The following is a 13500-nucleotide window of genomic DNA, read 5'->3' as shown; positions in this document are numbered from 1 at the left end:
AGTTAAAAAAGCAAAGAAGGAATTTTGCCGAACTTTGACGAATAAAGTAAACTCATTGCCCGAAATAAGGTGAATGCGATGGCTCAATCTACACCCGAAGAGTTTGTCAATCAGGTGCGTTCATCTGTTGACATTGTTGATGTGATAGGGGAATATGTTCAATTGAAGAAGCGAGGGAGAGCCTATCTGGGTCTCTGTCCGTTTCATTCTGAGAAGACTCCTTCATTTAACGTGAATGCAGAGCGGCAGTTTTTTCATTGCTTTGGATGCAATGCTGGTGGAGATGTATTTTCTTTTGTAATGCAGATGGAACAATTCACATTTCCGGAAGCTTTGAATAAGCTAGCCGACCGGGTCGGACTGACCCCACCTGTTCCTATTTCTTCGGAAGAAAATAAACAACACAGTGCAAAGGCTACCATGTATGAAGCTTGTAACTTTGTGGCGAGACTATACCATTACATGTTAACCTCCACACCTTATGGAGCTGAAGCCCTTCGTTATCTGGAGAATCGAGGAATTACCCGGAAGACCATTGATGAATATCAAATCGGTTTTGCCCCTGATTCCTGGGATTTTTTAAAAACACAGCTAGCGAAGAGAAGTTTTCCTCAGGATCTGATGGTAGAAGCAGGTCTGTTGTCATCCAATGATAGAGGAAAGATATTTGATAAATTTCGCAAGCGCGTGATTTTTCCTATTTATGATTCTCAAGGGGAAGTGATCGGGTTTGGTGGAAGATCAATAGACGGTTCAGACCCCAAATATCTGAATAGCCCTGAGACACTTTTGTTTAACAAAAGTAAAACAATTTTTAACTTACATCGTGCCAGACCCTCAATACGCAAGCGGAATCAAGCTATCCTATTTGAAGGATATGCGGATGTGATTGCTGCTTGGCAGGCGGGGATTACCAACGGGATCGCTACGCTTGGTACCGCCTTTACCGAACAACAGGCACAAATCATACGTCGGAATACCGATCAGGTAATCCTCTGCTATGATGGAGATGCCGCTGGTCAGGAGGCTACATCTCGTGCAATCGAACAGTTGCGAAAAACGGGATGTACGGTGCGCATTGCTCCCCTTCCACAGGGTACGGACCCTGATGATTATATAAGGCAGTTTGGTGCAGAGCAATTTTCCCAACAGGTATTGCTGCAAGCCATGCCAATAACTTCATTCCAATTGAAACATTTACGTAGTAAAATCGTAATACAAGATGAAGCGGACAAAGCTGAATATGTAAAACAGGCACTCTCGTTTATTGTTTCTCTACCGAATGCCATTGAACGTGACATGTACGAGCGACAGCTAGCAGAAGAGTATGGTTTGTCCCTTGAGGCTGTTAAATTGGAAGCAAAAAAGCTATTCAAACAGCAAAAATTAAGTAATCAAAGGGATAAAGATACAACCAGAAGGAATAATAGTATAAATAATGGCAAATCTGCGGTTGCGAAAGCTCCTGCACATGAAATGGCAGAACGAATGCTGTTGTACTATATAATGAGAAATCCTGAGATAGCCTGGCGTGTGCAACAAGAATGTAACGTTGATTTTCAAGTGGATGAACATAGTGCTTTAGCTGCATATTTGTACGCGTATTACGCTGAAGGGCGTCAGCCAGACCCTGGAGCCTTTATACACTACGTTGAAGATGAAAAGTGCAAGCAATTAGCCTCGGGATTGGCCATGATGCAATGCAAAGAAGATGTATCTGATAAAGAAATTGAGGATTTCATCAAGCAAGTAAACAACTACCCCATTCGTGCAGAGCTTATTGCCCTGCGTGATGAACAAAAACAATTGAATTTGCAAGCTACGGGTTCGGAAGACGAAGAACGTCGCAAACAGTTGGTTATTGAAGCAGCTTTAATAGGGATGAAGATCGCTCAATTGGAAAATGCTTTAAAGGATGGGTAGTCATCTGCATCATTCCCGAGGAAGGAGGGAAATTAAGGTGAACAAGCAAAATATAACATCAGACATGGAACAATTGTCTGTTGATCAGGTAAAAGAACAATTGGTGGAACTGGGTAAAAAGCGGGGAAGCCTTACGTACAAAGAGATCATGGATCGTCTGTCTAATTTTGATCAGGATTCAGATCAAATGGATGAGTTTTTTGAATTCTTGGGAGATCAAGGAATTGAAGTGAGCAATAATGAGAATGAGGAAGACGAAGAACCAGACACGATGATGATTAAAGATGAGGAACAGGAAGAATTTGAATACGATGATCTTTCTGTACCGCCGGGTATCAAGATTAATGATCCCGTTCGTATGTATCTAAAAGAGATCGGTCGAGTACCCCTCCTTTCTGCTGAAGAAGAGATTAAGCTTGCACAACGTATTGAGCAAGGGGATGAAGAAGCAAAACGTCGACTTGCTGAAGCGAACCTGCGTCTAGTAGTTAGTATAGCTAAACGTTATGTAGGACGTGGAATGCTGTTCCTTGACTTGATTCAAGAAGGGAACATGGGTCTGATTAAGGCTGTTGAAAAGTTCGACTATCAAAAGGGTTATAAATTCAGTACGTATGCTACTTGGTGGATTCGCCAAGCAATAACTCGTGCCATTGCCGATCAGGCTAGAACAATTCGTATTCCTGTCCACATGGTTGAGACAATTAATAAATTGATTCGTGTTTCCCGTCAATTGCTACAAGAATTGGGACGCGAACCATCTCCAGAAGAAATTGCTGAAAAAATGGACCTGACTCCAGAAAAAGTGCGTGAAATTATGAAAATCGCACAAGAGCCAGTATCACTTGAGACCCCAATCGGGGAAGAAGATGATTCTCATTTAGGAGATTTTATTGAGGATCAAGAGGCTTTAGCTCCATCAGATGCAGCTGCCTATGAATTATTAAAAGAACAATTAGAAGATGTACTTGATACATTAACTGATCGTGAAGAAAACGTACTGCGCCTTCGCTTCGGACTAGACGACGGACGTACCCGTACGCTAGAAGAAGTAGGAAAAGTGTTTGGTGTAACTCGTGAACGTATTCGTCAAATTGAGGCGAAAGCACTACGTAAATTGCGCCATCCGTCCCGTAGTAAACGTTTAAAAGATTTCCTAGAATAGCCGATAAATAAATAGAACATATTCGCCTACGTTCTGCTGTTAGCTGCTGCGTAGGCTTTTCTTTTTTTTTGTTGAGTGGCTCTTAAGAAAAACTTTTATCGAAGTCCTTTCAAAGAAGCTGGTTCTTCATTAGCGGAAGTTTTTCATGCGTACCAGGAAATAACCCTTCGAAGTTCATACTTTCTGATGCAGTTAAAAAGTCATAACCAATTTAGCAATAGGGGGCACCTTGTTTTGGATGAAAAACGAAAGCAAATTATTGTATCTGAAATTGAGCAATGGCGTAAAAATAATCTATTGCCAGAGCATTATTGCATTTTTCTGTTAAATTTATATACCGAGGGAGAACATGCAAAAAAAGGCAAGGATCAAAATAAAGCAGACCCAAGAAAGCAGGGAGAATCGAACATAAAAACCTTTGGAATGATCCTCCTAACTGGGATTGTAATGGCTTTCATGGTTTTACTTGCTTCTCATTTTAACGCTTTTCAATTACCAATGCAAATAGCCATCATTGCTTTATTTTGGTTATTCTCCTATATATTGACTTTTATTTTCAGGACAAGAAAACTGCTCTTATCACATGTTTTTTTATTGCTTAGCTTATTAATTCCATCTATTGCTTTACTTTTCTTCGCCAATCAAAACCCTGAAAATCAAGATTTTATTTTTCTGTTAGGCTGTCTCGTCGGTGTATTTGGTGTATGCAACGGCTGGATATTCCGATCAAGATATCTCATGATTATCAGTTTGGTGGGAATCGGTATTTTGTACGGAGAGGCTATGCTTACGAGAATGGGGTATCTGTTTAGTTGGGCTAATGTTCAATTGTATTGGGTACCTTTGGCGATATTGATGACTGGTTTAGGATTCTTGTTCCAAGAGCGTAATCAGCATGTAGCATTTGCCTTAGCCACTAGTGGAGTTCTTTACTTTTTCGGAGCGGAGATTACGGCCTTGCAGTTTCCTTTAGCTAACGTAGAATCCATTCAGATATTTTTGTTTGCAAAAGTAATACTCGTATCGATCCTTGTGTTTTTTACTCGTTCATACTGGATTGTATGGCTTCGTCACTAGACGGAGCTATTTTTTTCTCTCATACTACTTGTCATGAACTGTTTTTTTCTACCCAAGAAGTAAAATAATGTATTATAATAATAGTAGATATATTCTGAACAAACGCTCAGTCGGATTAGAATGGTAACGTACACCAAGTGTGGTAGCTTGTTTGTGTGAAGGGAGAGATAGATGTGCATTATGATTTAACCCAAGATCAAGCCATGCTTCAAAAAATGATCCGAGAATTTTCACAAGAAGAGGTGGCTCCTGGCGCGGATAAACGGGACAAAGAAAAAGTATTTCCGCATGATGTTTTTAAAAAACTATCAGATCTCGAATTGATGGGGCTTCCTTTTTCTGAGGAGTATGGAGGAGCAGGTGCAGACACAATCAGTTTTGCCATTGTTGTAGAAGAATTGAGTAGAGCGTGTGCCTCAACAGGTATTACGTACTCCGCTCATATTTCGCTTGGAGGAGCACCCATTAACATGTATGGAACAAAAGAGCAGAAGAGAACCTATTTGTCTCAAATTTGTTCAGGTGAAAGCATGGGAGCATTTGGTTTGACAGAGCCTGGTGCTGGATCTGATGCTGGTGGAACACGTACACAAGCGCATATTCAAGATGGTAATTACGTTATTTCAGGTTCGAAGTGTTTCATTACAAATGCATCTTATGCTAAATTTCTCGCTTTAACGGCAGTAACAGATAAATCCAAAGGAACAAAAGGAATTACGGCGATTATTGTGCCTACTGGTGTAAAAGGCATTCAAGTTTTGGATAAATACGAAAAATTAGGGCTTCATGCTTCGAATACGACAGAGATTATTTTTGACGGATTAGAGGTTCCTGTAGAAAATATGCTTGGTAAAGAGGGAGAAGGATACAAACAATTTTTGATTACGCTAGATGGAGGCAGGATTGGAATAGGAGCCATGGCAGTTGGAATGGCACAAGCCGCTTATGATCGTGCCTTGCAGTACGCGAAGGAGAGAAAAGCATTTGGTTCTACCCTTTCAACCTTCCAACTCATTCAACAAAAATTGGCCGACATGGCGATGCAGATTGAACTGGCACGCAATATGGTTTATAAGGCAGCCTGGCTTAAGGATCAAGGGCGTCCTTTTACCAAGGAAGCAGCTATGGCTAAATTGTACGCTTCTGAAATTGCAATGTCAGCTGCTCATCAAGCGATCCAAATTCATGGTGGCTACGGGTATATGCGTGATTATGAAGTGGAACGAATTTTCCGTGATGCGCGCTTACTGGAGATTGGGGAAGGCACGTCAGAAATATTGCGGATGGTAATCGCTAGGCAGATCGGTTGTTAACTTTAGAAATAAGGATTGTAGAAAATGGTCTCCCCGGGTGATTATGCCCGGGATTTATTTTTTGATAGATATCAACCGCATGAAATGTCACATATTGACGTTAAAAATGTGTAACAGATCATGCCAGAAGTACGTATTAATTAGAAGCACTACAGATATTTCCAGACTTTTAATGTTATCTATCCAGATATACATGTGTTTTTGTTCTGGTTGAGGTAAAATAGTAAAACTGGAGGTATCTACATGACTCAAATACAGATTTCAAAACGATTACAAACAATTGCATCCTATTGCCCACAAGACGCTATCATTGCTGATATCGGTTCTGACCACGCGCTACTGGCTTCTTATTTATTGGTCAAGCATGAGGCTCGTTTTGTTATTGCTGGGGAACTAAATGAAGGGCCATATCAAGCAGCAGTAAGACAAATTGCCTCGTTAACTGCCAAAGACCATGCCTCTGTACGTAAAGGAGATGGTCTAGCCGTTTTAGAGCCAAATGAGGCAGAAGTAATTTGCATAGCGGGTATGGGAGGTCAGTTGATTGCTTCCATTTTGAACAATGGTATTACGAAGCTAGGTAAGGTGAAACGTCTTATTTTACAACCAAATGTTGGTGAAGACTCGCTGAGAAGATGGCTATATGACCACGGTTTTCAACTTGTTGCAGAGGAAATTCTTGAAGAGGATGGCATCATTTACGAGATCATTGTTGCTGAACCTGGAAATCCGGAATCACCTTACCAATCAGATAGGTGGAGTAGAGACGAACTAATGCAGATAGGTCCTTTTTTACTACAAAAAAAATCTGCCATTATGCAAAAGAAGTGGATCAATGAGTTGGATAAATGGGTAAAAATCAAAGAAAGAATGCAACAGTCCACACGAGAAGAGACTCGTGAAAAGCTGTCAGAAATAGACGGAAAAATCACTTGGATTAAGGGGGTTTTGACATGCTTGCAAACGGACAAAGCATCATACAAGTAGTAGAACGATTGGCACCGAAATCTCTTGCCATGGAGTGGGACAAGGTTGGATTGCAAGTAGGTAGTTTGCAAAAACCAGTGGAAAAAGTAATGACCGCACTTGATGTGACGGAAGAGGTCGTCGATGAGGCTATTTCATTAGGAGTTAATCTAATTATTGCTCACCACCCTGTAATCTTTCGCCCATTAAAACATTTGCGAACCGATCTCCCTGCTGGAAAATTACTCGCTAAATTACTTGCTCATGATATTGCTGTATATAGCACACATACCAATCTGGATGTTGCAGATGGTGGTCTTAATGATTGGCTTGCCGAAGATCTGGAATTGGTTCAACCGCAAATTCTGGATGTTACTTCTTCGGACCCGTTGAAAAAGCTTGTAGTTTTTGTGCCGAGCACACACAAAGAACAGGTTTTTGGAGCGATGGCGAGAGCAGGTGCTGGTCATATTGGCAATTACAGTCACTGTAGCTTTCAAGTGAATGGGACAGGAACTTTTTTACCTCTGGTTGGATCTACTCCATTTCTTGGAGAACAAGGAAAAATGGCAGAAGCAAGTGAGGTACGTATAGAAACTGTCATCCCAGCTTCCATTCAAAATAGTGTCGTACGTGCCATGAAAGAGGCTCATCCCTATGAAGAAGTAGCTTATGATATCTATCCGCTTGATTTGCCTCCTGTGCCTCTTGGCCTAGGTAGAATTGGTCACCTACCAGTTCCGATGACGTTAACAGAACTTGCTGATTCTCTTAAGGAAAAGTGGGGTTTACAAGCAGTCAGAGTGGTTGGTCCCTTAGATAGGCCGATCAAAAAAGTTGCTGTTCTAGGCGGAAGCGGTGGTTCGTATCTAATGAAAGCGGCATTCCGTGGAGCAGATGTAATGATTACGGGTGATGTTGGTTACCACGAAGCGCATGATGCACTAGTGGAAGGCTTGTCCGTAATCGATGCAGGGCACAACATAGAGAAAATTATGAAGCGGAAACTGGCTGAATACCTTAAAAAGCGTCTAGCAGAAGAGAAATATGAGACAGAAGTTGTTGCTTCCGCTATTCATACCGATCCGTTTCACTATCAATAAGAGAGCCATGTATGACGGAGGGGAATTGAAATGTCTTCAACGCGTGAAGTATACAAGTGGCATCAGTTACAAGTAAGTGTAGAGAAAGAAGAGGCAGAATTGTTGGCGGTTCTTGAACAGGAACAATCAAAACAACAACAGATTGTTCAACTGAAACAAAAGATAGCCGCCATGCCTATCTCAACAGAAGAGGAACAAATCTCGAAGCTTTTAGCTGAACAAGAGTTATGGATGGCTAATAAGGAGTTCGAGCGTATCCAGCATGAATTATTGGAACGTAAATTTTCCTTGGAGCAATCTATAACTTATAAGAAACTGGATATTGAGGCAGGCAAGATCAATTTGGACAAAGACGTGCTTACCGCCTATGAAAAAGTAGCTGAAACGAAGAAAAATCCTATAGTAGAAGTGAAAAATAAGTCCTGCATGGGCTGTTTCATGCCGCTCTCGCTTAGCAATTATGAGCGATGGCGGAGGGGGAAGGGGCTAGTATATTGTGACGAATGCGAGAGAATCCTCGTATAAGCCAAGCGTAACGAAATGGATACCGCTAGCGATGGCAGGTGTAATTGCAACTGGAGTTGTAATGGAACCTGTTCAAGCTGCGGTGCCAGGAGGACTGTCAGGAGCTTTTCCTGGAAAGGCTAATCCTGTAGTAAGTTTGCCTTATTTAGATATTGTGAATCACCCCTATAAAGAGTCGATCCAAAAGGCATTCGACAGAGGTTTTTTTGCTGAATCATCGAAAGCGATCAAGCAGTTTTATCCTGATCGACCGATAACCCGAGCGGAATTTTTTACATTAACCAGCAATTTTATCGCTTATAACGATTTTGAACTGTTTCCGTTAGTGTTGCGTGGAGAAAGTGATATACTAGGACGCGGTGAAGGCATGAATCAGCCTTACCTACCGTATAAGGATGTAGACTACATGACCTGGATGTATCCGGGAATATTGAAGGTTTATGCCTATCATGAACGGTTGTCAGGTCCAAGAACTTTGTCTCAACTCTTCCCTGGTGACGAATTCTATCCGAATAAACCCATTACCCAGGAGGAAGCGGCTAAAGTCTTATCCGTTTTCGCTGTTCCTACATTACATAATAAACCTGAATGGGAAAAACTGCTGAAAAGCAGTAATGGAATTCTTACCCGTGCAGAAGCAGCAGTGTTACTCAATCAGGTACAAGATGAACTGGAGACCCAGCAAATCTTGCCTCTTATGGATGAGCGAAGATCTCTTTATCCACTTTTACCTGTACACGATGATGGGTACCCTCTGTTTGCAGATTATGCGAGTCCGACCGAACAAGACAAGATTTACATGGATGTAGTAAAAGCACTCAAAGATTATACGGAAGATGAAACAACTTTTGAAGCATTAGAGAAGCTCTCAGATGACTTTCCTAATCAAGTAGGTGTTCATTACTACAAGAGTTGGAACTATTTTAATGAAATCGAAGAGAATCTGAAACAGGCTTTCTTAGCAATTGATGCTTATCTTGCCAAGTCTGAGCATGATGCCGCCTCCTTTGAGTATCTGTTAGCGAATGTATACGACATCGGCCAATACGCCATTCAAGCAGATAAACTTGATCTGTTTGAGAAGGCTTATAAGGAATTGAATGGTTACGAAGAAAAGCTGGTCAAAGGTTCTGATGAATGGAAAAAACTAGGTATTTACACCGCGGCATTTGAAATTTATCTGGGTAAGAATGATCAGGCAATCGACAGGTATGTAGTCAGAGTAGATGATTTAATTGCTGTCAAGAACGGTATTTATTATTTATTGAAGGCAGATCGATATAAAGAGGCTGTGAAACTATTGGATCAGGCGAAAAAAGCAGATACCACGAAACAGTACAGCCAGTATTTTCAGCATGCAGAGACTCAGCTTGATATCCTATCACCCATCAGGCAAAATTCTTACGCTTCTGTGTTAGTTAAATCCTTTGAACAGATGGATCAGATTGAAGATTTGATCGTACAAACTGAAATGAACTTTTCTGGCTCTCTGTTTAACGTAACAGAACAACTGGATGGCGAATCGCGTGTTACGCATACAAAGGGGATTTTTCAGGCGTATGATAAAGCTGTCCTAAATAAAATGGAAGCCTATCGTGACTATTCAGAAGGTATCGATTATATCTGGGATAATGAAGAGCGAAAATGGAAGAAAGAAAAGAGAGCAGATTCTAATCAACTAGAATATTTGCATGAGGCAATCAATGGAATGTCCATTGAGACACGAAGAGAGAAATTAAAGGCACGCTATATGCAACAGAGCTTCGGTTCTTATCACATCATCACAGAATGGTTTGATTCCTCACAATTGGATCAATATGCAAAAAAACTTACATTGAAAGACAAGAAGCTGCTATATGTACCAACCTATGTGACGAAATATTATATCGATACAAAATCTAATCAGCTCATTCGCAAATCATGGGAAATCACCGAGGTATATGACAATGGTGAGATCATAGAGATGAATGGTGATGAATCCTACGATTATTCAAAGGATTTCAATCTCGTCATTCCAGAAGAGGTGACGAAAGGAGCTGTAGAGAAGCATGAAAGCAAATAAACTGATCAGCCTACTTCTTGCTCTCTTTCTACTCGTAACCGGTGTTCCAGCGCACGTAGTATATGCGCAGGAGCAGGCAGCTTGGCAACAAGATCCAATGATCGAATTGCAACAGGTTTATTACATCTTGCAAGAGAACCATTTGAAAAGACCAACAGAACAGATGTTGGTTAAGGGTGCCTTGCAAGAGGTAAGTGATTTTGTGCTAGAGGAGAAACGAATAACCTTACCAGTGGATAAGGATGACGATACGCTAGAAGAAATGGTCGAACAATTATCCGAGTGGCAAAAAAGCTACAAGCTAAACTGGAAAGATATCAATTATTACGGAATAGTGGGTATGGTGGAAACTGTTAACGATCCTTATACCAATTATTTTACTCTGCAAGATTTTATAGATTTTCAGAACAGTGTAGACAACACTTTTGTGGGCTTTGGTATTCTCTTGAATATTTCTGATGAGGGTGTTGTTATTCGTGGTGTTTTGAAAAATTCACCTGCGGCAAACGCAGGACTAGTTCCAGGTGACAGATTAATTGCCATCGATCAGAAGAAGATTGCTGTCGATACAGAGGTACATTTAGAAGAATTTAATAACTTGTTACGAGGAGAGGAAGGATCAGAGGCAGTTCTCACGGTTTTTAAACCTTCCTTAAATAAACAAGTAGAGTACAAATTAAAAAGAGCAAAAATTATCAGCAGAGAGGCAAACGGTCACAAATTCCAATCATCTGCTGGTACTTTTGGTTACATTCAGTTAGAGACATTTGGTTCAGAAGCGAGTTATCAGTTTAAGGAAGAGCTTGATAAGCTGGAGAACAGTGGCAAAAAGTTGTCTGGTCTCTTGATTGATTTACGTAATAATGGTGGTGGATATTTGTTTTCAGCACAGGAGATTGCCAGCTTGTTTATGGAAGAGGGCATCCTCATGTATACAACGAACCGTAATGATGTAGAAGTTGCAACTTGGATACGTAATGGTCGTCCGGTCAGTTATCCGGTACGGATTTTAATTAATGATCAAACTGCATCAGCTTCTGAGATGTTAGCAGGTGCATTGCGTGATAATCAGGTTGCTAAATTAGTGGGAACTACTTCGTACGGCAAGGGAGTCGCACAAAATATCTTGCCATTGGTTACAGGTGATTCAGCTCTAAAAGTAACCTTACATGAGTATTTAACACCGAAAAAACAGAAGGTAAATGAAATTGGCCTCACGCCAGACATTATTTCAAATGATGTAATAGGTCAAGTGGTAGACGCCTTGTATTCTATGGGTGAAAAAAGAATAGAGATTAAGCAGATTAGTGCAGGGGAAGTTGTTGTAAACGGCGTACCGTTCTTTACCCCTAAACCAATTGTGACGCAAACAACTAATGGTATGCAGATACGAAGTGAACTGCTTGATAGTCTGTTGCAAAAACCTAAAAATAAGGTTGCTACTGAATATGTACCGTTGGTAGCCACAAATACGGCAGACATGTCTGTTAGTTGGAAAAAGGATCAAGATCAAATTGTCATTGTAAGTCAAAAAATAAAATAGGGTGTTTAAATAAAGGCTGCTTTCAATTTTCAGGGTTGAAGGCATCTTTTATATGTTTAATTCATACTTGACAGGTAGGAATAATAGGTATTAAACTCAAGGGTATAGAACATAAGCCGTTTTAAAGCCGACATCGAGAGATAAAATGGGTAAATCAAGCATGTGGTGACACTATCTTTATAGACGAAATTAAAGCTCCTGGCTTTTTCTAATAATCAGATACATTTAAATAGGTAAGGAGAGAAAATTATGTTGCAACATATAACGATCCCATGGGAACAAGAAAAATTAGCTGCAGTGCTTCAATTTCCTAAAGACTCTAATCAAAGACTTCCCCTTGTTATCATCTGCCATGGATTTATTGGTTCTAAAACAGGCGTAAATCGACTATTTGTGGAAGCTTCATCTCTTTTTGTACAGAAAGGATACGCTGTTCTTCGCTTTGATTATGCGGGATGTGGTGAAAGTAGCGGAGAGTATGGGAAAGGCGGTCTCGATCAGATCCTTTCGCAAACACGGTCAGCAATCAAATATGCCTCATCTCTCACAGAGATTGATCCCAAACAAATTTCACTACTAGGACATAGTTTAGGTGGTGCTGTTGCTTTGATTATTTCTAAGCAAATGCCAGATATCCATAAATTGATCATGTGGGCTCCCGTTGCCCATCCGTATAAAGATTTAGTACGAATCGTGGGATCGCATAGTTATTCTGACCTGATTCAGACAGGCAATATGGATCATATGGGGTATGAATTTATTCCAAGCTTTTTTCATTCCTTACAACAGTATCAACCATTGAAGGAAGCGATCTCTGTTACCCAGGATGTACTCGTTGTTCACGGAACTGCCGATCAGGATATTCCTGTTGAATATTGCTTTCATTATGACTATGCATTTCGAACAAGGAAAAAAGGCAGAATTGATAAGGAAGTAATAACTGGTGGAGACCATACATTCTCAAGCATAAAAGGGAGAGAAAAATTATTTACAGCAACTTTGGATTGGTTAACAGGTGTGCGGTATATGCGACAAGCGGGCCATTTTGACGAAGATTACTCGCAATCTATTTAAATACCTACAAAGGAAGCATATTCAAACAAAGCTGGATAATTAAAGATGTAACAGGATGGGGTGACGAATTGAAGTCATCCTTTTTTTGAGGAGTTGAAGTGGCTTTTTTCTGTAAAAAACGTCTCGACGTTTTTTATAAAATTGGATGTGACCGCTTGCGGTCAAACAAAACGGTCATGACCGTTTTGTTTAGTCAAGGTAAACGATAATTTAACTCGAATCGTTCTAAACAATAATCGTCATAGTGAGTAAGTAACAAGTATAGTTACATCATGCTGTGAAATAGAAACATTCTTTCTTAGTAATATGAGGAAGAGTATGAATCCAAAAGATGGCTTGATAATGGGCAAGTCTATTTATTTCAGAGATGATCTATAGCAAGGTGGATCTCTAAAATCTTTTAGTATGAATGATACATTTTGAGCATATAGTAGTTTGGAAGTGATGCGTTAAGATTGCAATTTATTTTTAGTTAAATTTAAAAAAGGTATTGCAATCCGAAAAGTGATGTGATATATTTATAAACGTCGCCGCTGAACTTGTTGACTGCGGTGAAGTGAAGTTTGTACCTTGAAAATCAGATAGAATACACCATGTATGCAAGTTTTAAGAATTAGCCAGCACCAATTTTATTGGAGAGTTTGATCCTGGCTCAGGACGAACGCTGGCGGCGTGCCTAATACATGCAAGTCGAGCGAGGAACTTTTAGTTCCTAGCGGCGGACGGGTGAGTAACACGTAGGCAACCTG

The 13500-nt window shown here is 40.4% G+C and carries 10 protein-coding genes and 1 rRNA gene; all 11 read left to right on the top strand.

Translation table 11 applies throughout. The features are described 5' to 3' along the window. Positions 1–78: 78 nt before the first annotated feature. The gene (gene dnaG / locus LM917_RS00055; RefSeq protein WP_232695354.1) at positions 79–1923 is read left to right on the top strand and encodes a DNA primase; all 1845 of its coding nucleotides are present in this window, start codon (positions 79–81) and stop codon (positions 1921–1923) included. Positions 1924–1960: 37 nt separating this feature from the next. Then, positions 1961–3088, top strand: coding sequence for an RNA polymerase sigma factor RpoD (rpoD, locus tag LM917_RS00050; protein ID WP_232695353.1), 1128 nt, complete (start codon positions 1961–1963; stop codon positions 3086–3088). A gap of 234 nt (positions 3089–3322) precedes the next feature. Beyond that, positions 3323–4165: a hypothetical protein gene (locus tag LM917_RS00045; protein WP_232695352.1), complete on the top strand. Its 843-nt coding sequence runs from the start codon at positions 3323–3325 to the stop codon at positions 4163–4165. Positions 4166–4338: 173 nt separating this feature from the next. Next, positions 4339–5478 carry an acyl-CoA dehydrogenase family protein gene (locus LM917_RS00040; protein WP_232695351.1) on the top strand — a complete coding sequence of 380 codons (1140 nt, stop codon included), beginning with the start codon at positions 4339–4341 and terminating at the stop codon, positions 5476–5478. 243 nt (positions 5479–5721) lie between these two features. Continuing rightward, positions 5722–6465, top strand: a complete 744-nt coding sequence (locus LM917_RS00035; protein ID WP_232695350.1) for a tRNA (adenine(22)-N(1))-methyltransferase — start codon at positions 5722–5724, stop codon at positions 6463–6465. Beyond that, complete coding sequence (locus LM917_RS00030; protein WP_232695349.1) at positions 6432–7547, top strand: Nif3-like dinuclear metal center hexameric protein; 1116 nt, start codon at positions 6432–6434, stop codon at positions 7545–7547. Before LM917_RS00035 ends, LM917_RS00030 begins: the two co-directional genes overlap by 34 nt. 30 nt (positions 7548–7577) lie before the next feature. Then, positions 7578–8072, top strand: a complete 495-nt coding sequence (locus LM917_RS00025; protein ID WP_232695348.1) for a C4-type zinc ribbon domain-containing protein — start codon at positions 7578–7580, stop codon at positions 8070–8072. Further along, positions 8044–10134, top strand: coding sequence for an S-layer homology domain-containing protein (locus tag LM917_RS00020; protein ID WP_232695347.1), 2091 nt, complete (start codon positions 8044–8046; stop codon positions 10132–10134). Before LM917_RS00025 ends, LM917_RS00020 begins: the two co-directional genes overlap by 29 nt. Beyond that, on the top strand, positions 10121–11677 hold the full coding sequence (locus LM917_RS00015; protein ID WP_232695346.1) for a S41 family peptidase: 1557 nt from the start codon (positions 10121–10123) through the stop codon (positions 11675–11677). The genes LM917_RS00020 and LM917_RS00015 overlap by 14 nt, the downstream gene beginning before the upstream one ends. A 249-nt stretch (positions 11678–11926) precedes the next feature. Then, positions 11927–12751 (top strand): alpha/beta hydrolase family protein, encoded by an 825-nt coding sequence (locus tag LM917_RS00010; protein WP_232695345.1) that lies wholly within the window; start codon positions 11927–11929, stop codon positions 12749–12751. Between the two features lie 629 nt (positions 12752–13380). After that, positions 13381–13500: ribosomal RNA gene (locus LM917_RS00005) — 16S ribosomal RNA — on the top strand; the annotation flags it as partial.

It is taken from the genome of Brevibacillus daliensis (assembly GCF_021245735.1).
Classification (GTDB): Bacteria; Bacillota; Bacilli; order Brevibacillales; family Brevibacillaceae; genus Brevibacillus_B; species Brevibacillus_B daliensis.
This window is presented reverse-complemented; position numbering and strand designations above follow the sequence as displayed.